This window comes from Mammaliicoccus sp. P-M59 (assembly GCF_022386135.1).
GTDB lineage: Bacteria > Bacillota > Bacilli > Staphylococcales > Staphylococcaceae > Mammaliicoccus > Mammaliicoccus sciuri_A.
Genome location: NZ_JAJNJJ010000005.1, coordinates 201,463 through 210,272 on the forward strand (window position 1 = coordinate 201,463; position 8,810 = coordinate 210,272).

Sequence of the window (8,810 nt, forward strand, 5' to 3'; positions counted from 1 at the left end):
TTAGGGGAGTGAGTTTAATGGCTGTGAATAGAGAAGATGTAAAGCAGATTATTGATGCTATTGGTGGGCAAGACAATGTAAATGCCGCAACCCACTGTGTCACACGGTTAAGACTTGTATTAAATGATGAAAGTAAAGTTAATAAAGATGCATTAGATCAAATAGATTTAGTGAAGGGGTCCTTCTCAGCAAACAACCAATTTCAAATCGTAATTGGACCGGGAACTGTTGATGAGGCGTATAAAATTTTTCAACAAGAAACAGGTGTTGAAGAAAGTTCGAAAGATGACGTGAAGAAAGCTTCTGAACAGAAGATGAATCCATTTCAACGTTTAATTAAATTGTTGGGTGATGTATTCATTCCAATCTTACCTGCAATCGTAACAGCAGGTTTACTATTAGGTTTAAACAATGTATTAACAGCAGAAAAATTATTTGGTGCTAAGTCACTTGTTCAACAATATGCATGGCTTGCTGACTTTGCAAACATCATTAACGTTATCGCAAGTACCGCATTTATCTTCTTGCCGGCTTTAATTGGTTGGTCAGCTATGCGTGTATTTGGTGGTAGCCCAATTCTAGGTTTAGTATTAGGTTTAATCTTGTTACATCCGCAGCTTGCTTCTCAGTATGATTTAGGTGGCGGCAAATCGAGTGAAATTCCTGTATGGCACATATTTGGTTTAGAAATTAAGCAATTAAACTATCAAGGTCAAGTATTACCGATATTATTTGCAACATGGGTATTATCTATTATTGAGAAATTCTTAGCTAAACGTGTACATGATTCTATCAAAATGCTCGTAGTAGGTCCTGTAGCGTTATTAATTACTGGATTTTTAGCATTTATCGTTATTGGTCCATTAGCGTTAGAGTTAGGTACGTTAATTACGAACGGTATTAAAGCAATTTTCGAAAGTGCTGGCTGGTTAGGTGGCGCAGTGTATGGATTATTCTATGCACCACTTGTTATTACAGGATTACATCATATGTTCTTAGCAGTAGATTTCCAACTCATAGGAAGTCCTTTAGGCGGCACGTACTTATGGCCAATCGTGGCAATATCTAATATTTGTCAAGGTTCAGCAGCATTCGGCGCTTGGGTAGTATATAAACAACGTAAGATGATTAAAGAACAAGGTTTAGCGGCTACATCTGGTATTTCAGCATTCTTAGGTGTAACTGAACCAGCAATGTTCGGTGTCAACTTACCATTGAAATATCCGTTCTTTGCAGCAATTATTTCGTCTAGTATACTAGGCGCGTTTATAGGAGCTGCAGGTGTTATCGGTAAAGTTGGTGTAGGTGGCGTTCCTGCAATTATTTCTATTGAAAGAGAATATTGGGGTGTGTTCGGTATTGCGACATTGATTGCGGTAGTGTTACCAGCTATACTAACGATTGTGCTTTCAAACTTTGCTAATGAAAAAGCTAAAGAAATGGTTCAAGAATAATATATATATAAATAAAGGAGTATACCTATATGGCAGTTTCAGATTGGAAGAAGTCCGTTGTTTATCAAATTTATCCAAAGTCATTCAATGATACGACTGGAAATGGACAAGGTGATATACCAGGTATTATAGAAAAATTACCTTATTTACAAACGTTAGGTGTAGATTACATTTGGTTAACGCCAATTTATCAATCACCAATGAACGATAATGGATACGATATTAGTGATTATTATCAAATTAATCCTGATTTTGGTACAAAGGAAGACGTCAAAACATTACTAGATGAAGCGCACAGTTTAGGTATTAAAGTGATGCTCGATATTGTGATCAATCACACTTCGACATCACATCACTGGTTTGTAGAATCTCGCAAGTCTAAAGATAATCCGTATCGTGATTATTATATTTGGAAAGAAGGCACTAAAGAAGAGCCGCCAACGAACTGGGAGTCTAAGTTCGGTGGTAACGCTTGGACTTATGATGAACAAACAGAAAGTTATTATTTAAGATTATTTGATGTTTCTCAAGCTGATTTAAATTGGGAGAATGACAATTTAAAGGCTGAAATATATGAAATGATTAATTATTGGATTGATTTCGGCGTAGATGGTTTCAGATTTGATGTCATTAACTTAATTTCCAAAGGTGCTTTCGAAAATTCAACAGCAATCGGTAAAGAATTTTATACAGATGGACCAAAAGTCCATGAGTATTTACAAGAACTGAACAAACAAACATTTGGCAATAAAGATATTATGACGGTTGGAGAAATGTCATCAACAACGATTGATAATTGTATTAAATATACAAATCCAGAACGTCATGAGTTAAGTAGTGTGTTTAATTTTCATCATTTAAAAGTAGATTACAAAGATGGTGAAAAGTGGTCGGATATGAAATTTGATTTTCTTGAGCTGAAACGTATATTGATGGATTGGCAAGTGAACATCGCAAAAGGTAACGGATGGAATGCTATTTTCTGGTGTAACCATGATCAACCTAGAGTCGTAACGAGATTCGGTAAAGATGATACAGAAGCAGAAAGAGTTAAATCTGCTAAGATGCTCGCGATATCATTACACATGCTTCAAGGTACGCCATATATTTATCAAGGTGAAGAAATTGGCATGACAGATCCAGGTTTCACGGATATTGATCAATATAAAGATGTCGAATCGCTTAATGCATACAAATTATTGAAAGAACGCGGTATGGATGAACAAATGATTATGAAAGTAATAGGTCAGAAATCTAGAGATAATTCTAGAACGCCTATTCAATGGAATGCGCATGCTGAGGCAGGCTTTACAACTGGAGAACCATGGATTGGTATCCCGGAAAATTATAAGCATATTAATGTTGAAGCGGCATTGGAAGATAAAAATTCTATTTTCTATACGTATCAAAAGTTAATACAATTACGTCATGAACACGATGTGATAACGTATGGAGAAGTTGAACCACTTCATATGGAGCATCCAGAGCTGTTCGTTTACAAGAGACATTTAAATAATGAAACTTGGTTAGTTGTTGCAAACTACTCTGATCAAATCGTTGATATCCCAGAAGATATCGATTTAGAGGGTGAAATCATGATTGCAAATAATGATTTAAATGGTAACGCTTTGCAACCATTCGATGCTTTTGTCGTAAAAGTAAGTGGTGACTAATTGATGTTGAAGGTATAGAGGTGAACGCATGAACAAGTATATGAAAATCTACCAATCTATTTGTGAAAAAATTTTAAATGGTGAATATGCTCATTTACAGCAACTACCTTCAGAAAATGAATTAACAAAGATATATTCAACTTCTAGAGAGACTGTAAGGAAAGCTTTAAATTTATTGCAAGAAAAAGGTTATATTCAAAAGTTAAGAGGCAAAGGGTCTGTCGTTATATATGAAGATGTTATTCAATTTCCAATATCGGAAATGGTGAGTTTTCAAGAAATTAATAAACGTTTAGGACTTGATTATGAAACTAAAGTTGAATTACTTGAGGTTATAGATGCTAAAGACGTTCCTGTAGTTCAACATGCCCTTGAACTACGAGATCAAGATAAACTGTGGCATGTCATTAGAACAAGAACGAAAGATGACGCTGTGCGTATAATGGATGAGGATTACTTTATATGTCAGGTTATTCCTAAGCTGAGTGAAGAAGTTGCAGCTGAATCTATCTATAAATTTATTGAACAAGAAATGAATGTAGAAATCAGTTACTCGAATAAGTCTATTACATTTGAAGAGATGACTGAGAATGAAATATTATATTTTGGGAAGTTGAACCCGCCTTATACAGCAACGGTTAGAGGTACTGTGTATCTTAATAATGCAGAAAAATTTCAATATAATATTTCAAGGCATATCGCGACGGAATTCAAGTTTGTAGATTTTTCTCGCAGGGTGATTCATAAAACACTTTGATTGAAGTAGTTTTTTCTTGCCAAATCGTAACATTTTGTTGTAGTATATATATTGCCGTGCTAAGTGGGGAGGTAGCGGTTCCCTGTACTTGAAATCCGCTTATGCAAGACTGAATTCCTTTGCCGCGGACATATTATTGTGAGGTCTGCCCTCAGCACGTGGTGTCTGAAGACGTCGGTCCTATGCAATACAAACCCATGAATCATGTCAGGTCCGGAAGGAAGCAGCATTAAGTGGATCATTGTATGTGCCGTAGGGTAGCCGAAGTTTAGCTAACGACTGAGGTAACGCTTGTGATGTTTGTTCAAAGCAAAGGTGCACGGTTTTAAATTTTATAAACTTATCAAATTATATATAAATTCAAAAGGGTGACCGCGGTCACCCTTTTTCTAATATCAGGGGGATATTTTATACATGACGCAATTACTAATTGGAACGATTATAGAATCGGAATATGAATTAGCTAAAGAAGTCGTTAAAGCAGCATTCGAAAATGAACGTTATTCTGATGGAACAGAACACGAATTAATCGGTAAAATACGAAAATCAATGAATTATAATGCAGAACTTGAAGTTGTAGCGAAGACAGAATCAGGCAAAATTCTGGGGCATGCCATGATGTCAGAAGTGACCGTTAGTTCTGATGAAGAAACGCATACAGTATTAGCGCTTGCACCTGTTTCGGTTTTGCCAGAGTATCAAAATAAAGGAATAGGGAAAGCTTTAATAGAAGCTTTAGAATATAGAGCTTATGAAAATGGCTATGTCGGTGTAGTCGTACTAGGTCATGCTGATTATTATCATAAATTAGGTTATCATGCAGCTTCAGAGTTTAATATATACCCACCATTTGAAGTGCCAGATGAAAATTTCATGTTTAAATATTTATGGGATCACCCAACAAAAGAAATTAAAGGCATTGTTCCCTACCCAGAAGCTTTTGATAATTAATAATAGGGTGTACCTATTGATTCATGATATAATATAGCCAATATCTTATTAAATTTTGGAGGTGCCACTTTGAACTACCAGGCTTTGTATCGAATGTATAGACCACAATCATTTGCGGATGTTGTCGGTCAAAAACATGTCACAAAAACATTAAGAAACGCCATCCAAAAAGAAAAGCAATCACATGCTTACTTGTTTAATGGCCCACGTGGAACTGGTAAGACAAGTATTGCTAAAATCTTCGCTAAAGCAATTAACTGTACAGAGAATACGAATGGGGAACCTTGTAATGAATGTGCGATTTGTAAAGGCATTACACAAGGAACAAATTCAGATGTCATTGAAATTGATGCTGCCAGTAATAACGGTGTAGATGAAATACGTAATATTAGAGATAAAGTAAAATATGCACCAAGTGAATCTAAATTTAAAGTCTATATTATAGATGAAGTGCATATGCTTACAACAGGTGCTTTCAATGCACTTTTAAAGACACTTGAAGAACCACCAAGTCATGCTATTTTTATACTCGCAACTACTGAACCTCACAAGATACCACCTACTATTATATCTAGATGTCAGAGATTTGATTTTAAAGCCATCCATTCTGGTGAAATAGAAAGTAGACTCGCGTTTGTCGCAGATGAGCAGAACATTACCTACGAAGAAGAAGCTTTGGCATTTATCGCTCAAGTTTCAGAAGGTGGTATGCGAGATGCATTAAGTATCATGGACCAAGCAATCGCTTTTGGAGATGGACACTTATCACTTGAACATGCTTTGAATGTAACGGGTAGTGTAGATAAAGCGGCTTTAAATGCTTTGTTTAAAGACATGGTTGCTAAAGATATTAAACAAGCATTTACTAGGTATCATGAATTTATAGCTGCTGGTAAAGAAGTGAATAGACTTGTAAATGATATGATTTATTTCATAAGAGATTCAATTGTCGCTAAGACTACTGAACAAGTTGAAGACGACCACGCACTGAATCAAGTAGACTTAAATACAATGTACAAAATGATTGATTGTATTAATGACACATTAGTTTCAATGAGATTTGCAATTAACCAGAATGTTCATATAGAAATATTAATCGTTAAGTTAACGGAATTAATTGATCAGAATAATAGTGGACAAACAGCATCTGTCAGTTCAAACCAAAACGCTGGCTCTAGTGAAGTGATGGATAAAATCCAACAACTTGAAGCGACGATTCAGCAACTAGCTCAAAACGGCGTCAGTCAAAAGGCTAAACCAGTTGAAAATAAACAAAATATCGCTCGTAAACAATCTAAGCATGTCTTCTCAATTCGACAAATCGAACGTGTGCTTGACCACGCTAATCGTGATGATTTGAATTTACTTAAAGAAAAATGGCAAGCAGTGATAGAATCGGTTAAAGAGAAAGAACAAAGAGCGCTAGTCAGTCTGCTCTTAAACTCGGAACCTGTTGCAGCAAGTGAAGATCATGTGCTCGTGAAATTTGATGAAGATATTCATTGTGAAATCGTGAATAAAAATGATGAAAAAAGAAATCATATCGAAGCGATTGTATGTGAGATTGTTAATAAGAATGTAAAAGTTGTTGGCGTACCAAATTCGCAATGGTTACAAGTTCGTCAACAGTATATTCAATCTAAAAAAGCGAATACGGCTCAAGGTGAAGTTGAGCAAGAAGAAAAGCCAGAAGAAGCGGATGTTGTAAAGAAAGCTCAAGAGTTGTTTGGTGAAGATACCGTACATGTTACGGATGAGTAATACATGACATCGCCTCTAAAGGCATGTATAATAAATATGACAAAAATTAATAATCTTAAATGTATAAATTAGAAATTAGGAGGACGAAATTATGCGCGGTGGCGGAAATATGCAACAAATGATGAAACAAATGCAAAAAATGCAAAAGAAAATGGCTGAGGAACAAGAAAAGCTAAAAGAAGAAAGAATCGAAGGAACAGCTGGTGGCGGAATGGTTACAGTTGTTGTATCTGGTCATAAAGAAGTATTAGACGTTATCATTAAAGAAGATGTAGTAGACCCTGAAGATATTGAAATGCTACAAGATTTAGTATTAGCAGCAACAAATGACGCTTTATCTAAAGCAGATGATGTAACAGCAGATCGTTTAGGTAAACATACAAAAGGTCTAAACATTCCTGGAATGATGTAATGATGTTCTACCCAGAACCAATATCTAAACTCATCGATAGCTTTATGAAATTGCCGGGAATAGGTCCGAAGACTGCACAACGTTTAGCTTTCCACGTATTAGATATGAAGGAAGACGACGTTGTACTTTTTGCCAAATCTCTTGTAGATGTTAAGAGAGAACTGACTTATTGTGAAACTTGCGGACACATTACGGATGTTTCGCCTTGTCATATATGCCAAGATAAACAAAGAGACCGTTCAGTTGTGTGTGTTGTTCAAGATTCTAAAGATGTCATAGCTATGGAAAAAATGCGTGAATATAAAGGGTTATACCATGTATTACATGGTGCGATATCTCCAATGGAAGGTATTGGACCTGAAGATATTAATATTCCTTCATTATTAGAACGATTGAAGAATGATGAAATCGAAGAAATTATATTAGCAACTAATCCTAATATAGAAGGTGAATCAACAGCTATGTATATATCTAGACTCGTTAAACCGATTGGTATTAAGACAACTAGACTAGCACATGGTCTACCAGTAGGTGGAGATTTGGAATACGCTGATGAAGTAACACTTTCGAAAGCTATAACTGGAAGAACAGAAATTTAATAATTATAATTGAGGCTGGGACAATGAAGAATGTCTCAGCCTCGCTTTCATTCAACTAATAATATAGAAAGAAGTGTAACTATGATAAAAGACACAGCATTAATATTAGAAGGTGGCGGAATGAGAAGTATGTACACAGCAGGTGTGCTAGATTTCTTCATTAAGAAAGATTTGTATTTTAAATATAATATTGGCGTTTCAGCAGGCGCATCTATGGCTGCAAGTTATATATCTCGACAATTTAGACGCAATCATCGTGTCACAACTAAGTACATTAAAGATAAGCGCTATATTTCGCTATCAAATTATGTAAAAAATAAAGAGATATTTGGTATGGACTTTGTGTATCATCATATACCAACTTACTTGGAACCTTTTGACTTTGAAAAGTTTGATCAAGCAGAGGAAGAGTTTGTTGTTGTAACGACAGACTGTGACACAGGAGAAGCAGTTTATTTCAATAAGAAAGAAACAGAAGGTTCTATATTGACTGCTCTAGAAGCAACAAGTTCTTTACCAATGATGGCCAACCCAGTTCAATATAAAGGTCATACTTTATTAGATGGTGGTATCGTCAATCCTATTCCAATTGATAAAGCAATTGAAGAAGGCTATAAGAAGAATGTTTTGATTTTGACAAGACCGAAAGGCTATCGCAAAAAACAAAGTAAATTTTCAAAAGTATTCAGATTGAAAGCATATCCTAAAATAAATCACTTAATGGCAATTAGATATAAACATTATAATCAGACTTTAGAATGGATAGAAGCGGAAGAAGAGAAAGGTAATTTGTTTGTTATCAGACCTTCTGATTCATTATCTGTTGATAGAATCGAGAAAAATACTAGAAAATTAGATGCTTTATACAAACAAGGATATAAAGATGCTGAAAAAATATACGAAAAACTAAAAGAATATGTTGAGAATTAAGTATAATTGAGAGTATTGAGTGTTTTGGTGTAATTTTTATGCTTGAGTAAAGGGTATTTAGCGTGTATAGTTATATCTTGTGAGCGAGAGATAAATAAAACATCAAAACACTTTGAAAATTAATTTTAAAAAGTTGTTGACTTCGAATTAAGAAGTGTGTATAATAGTTTCTTGTGAGACAAAATGAACATTGAAAACTGAATGACAATATGTCAACGTTAATTCCAATAATTGAGTACTGAAAGTACTTCAGAGTGATTGGCTTAACCAATC

The 8,810-nt window shown here is 35.0% G+C and carries 8 protein-coding genes and 1 other RNA gene; all 9 read left to right on the forward strand.

The window, feature by feature from the left end; all coding sequences use genetic code 11:
* Positions 1 to 17 precede the first annotated feature (17 nt).
* The 9 genes from treP (at position 18) to LQ617_RS09745 (ending at position 8,537) form a co-directional block, all read left to right on the forward strand.
* Positions 18 to 1,454: a PTS system trehalose-specific EIIBC component gene (treP, locus tag LQ617_RS09705; protein WP_239740232.1), complete on the forward strand. Its 1,437-nt coding sequence runs from the start codon at positions 18 to 20 to the stop codon at positions 1,452 to 1,454.
* Between the two features lie 29 nt (positions 1,455 to 1,483).
* Entirely contained in the window at positions 1,484 to 3,127 is a 1,644-nt protein-coding gene (gene treC, locus LQ617_RS09710) for an alpha,alpha-phosphotrehalase (protein ID WP_204188997.1), read from the forward strand.
* A gap of 28 nt (positions 3,128 to 3,155) precedes the next feature.
* The gene (gene treR / locus LQ617_RS09715; protein WP_239740233.1) at positions 3,156 to 3,884 is read left to right on the forward strand and encodes a trehalose operon repressor; all 729 of its coding nucleotides are present in this window, start codon (positions 3,156 to 3,158) and stop codon (positions 3,882 to 3,884) included.
* A gap of 54 nt (positions 3,885 to 3,938) precedes the next feature.
* An RNA gene (ffs, locus tag LQ617_RS09720) (signal recognition particle sRNA large type) lies at positions 3,939 to 4,207 on the forward strand.
* A gap of 91 nt (positions 4,208 to 4,298) precedes the next feature.
* Positions 4,299 to 4,835 (forward strand): GNAT family N-acetyltransferase, encoded by a 537-nt coding sequence (locus LQ617_RS09725; protein WP_239740234.1) that lies wholly within the window; start codon positions 4,299 to 4,301, stop codon positions 4,833 to 4,835.
* Positions 4,836 to 4,904: 69 nt separating this feature from the next.
* Positions 4,905 to 6,596, forward strand: a complete 1,692-nt coding sequence (gene dnaX / locus LQ617_RS09730) for a DNA polymerase III subunit gamma/tau (protein ID WP_204188999.1) — start codon at positions 4,905 to 4,907, stop codon at positions 6,594 to 6,596.
* Between the two features lie 91 nt (positions 6,597 to 6,687).
* Positions 6,688 to 7,008 carry a YbaB/EbfC family nucleoid-associated protein gene (locus tag LQ617_RS09735; protein WP_025906093.1) on the forward strand — a complete coding sequence of 107 codons (321 nt, stop codon included), beginning with the start codon at positions 6,688 to 6,690 and terminating at the stop codon, positions 7,006 to 7,008.
* Between the two features lie 2 nt (positions 7,009 to 7,010).
* Positions 7,011 to 7,607 (forward strand): recombination mediator RecR, encoded by a 597-nt coding sequence (recR, locus tag LQ617_RS09740; protein ID WP_025906091.1) that lies wholly within the window; start codon positions 7,011 to 7,013, stop codon positions 7,605 to 7,607.
* An 81-nt stretch (positions 7,608 to 7,688) separates the two neighbouring features.
* Positions 7,689 to 8,537 (forward strand): patatin-like phospholipase family protein, encoded by an 849-nt coding sequence (locus LQ617_RS09745; RefSeq protein WP_239740235.1) that lies wholly within the window; start codon positions 7,689 to 7,691, stop codon positions 8,535 to 8,537.
* Positions 8,538 to 8,810: the final 273 nt, after the last annotated feature.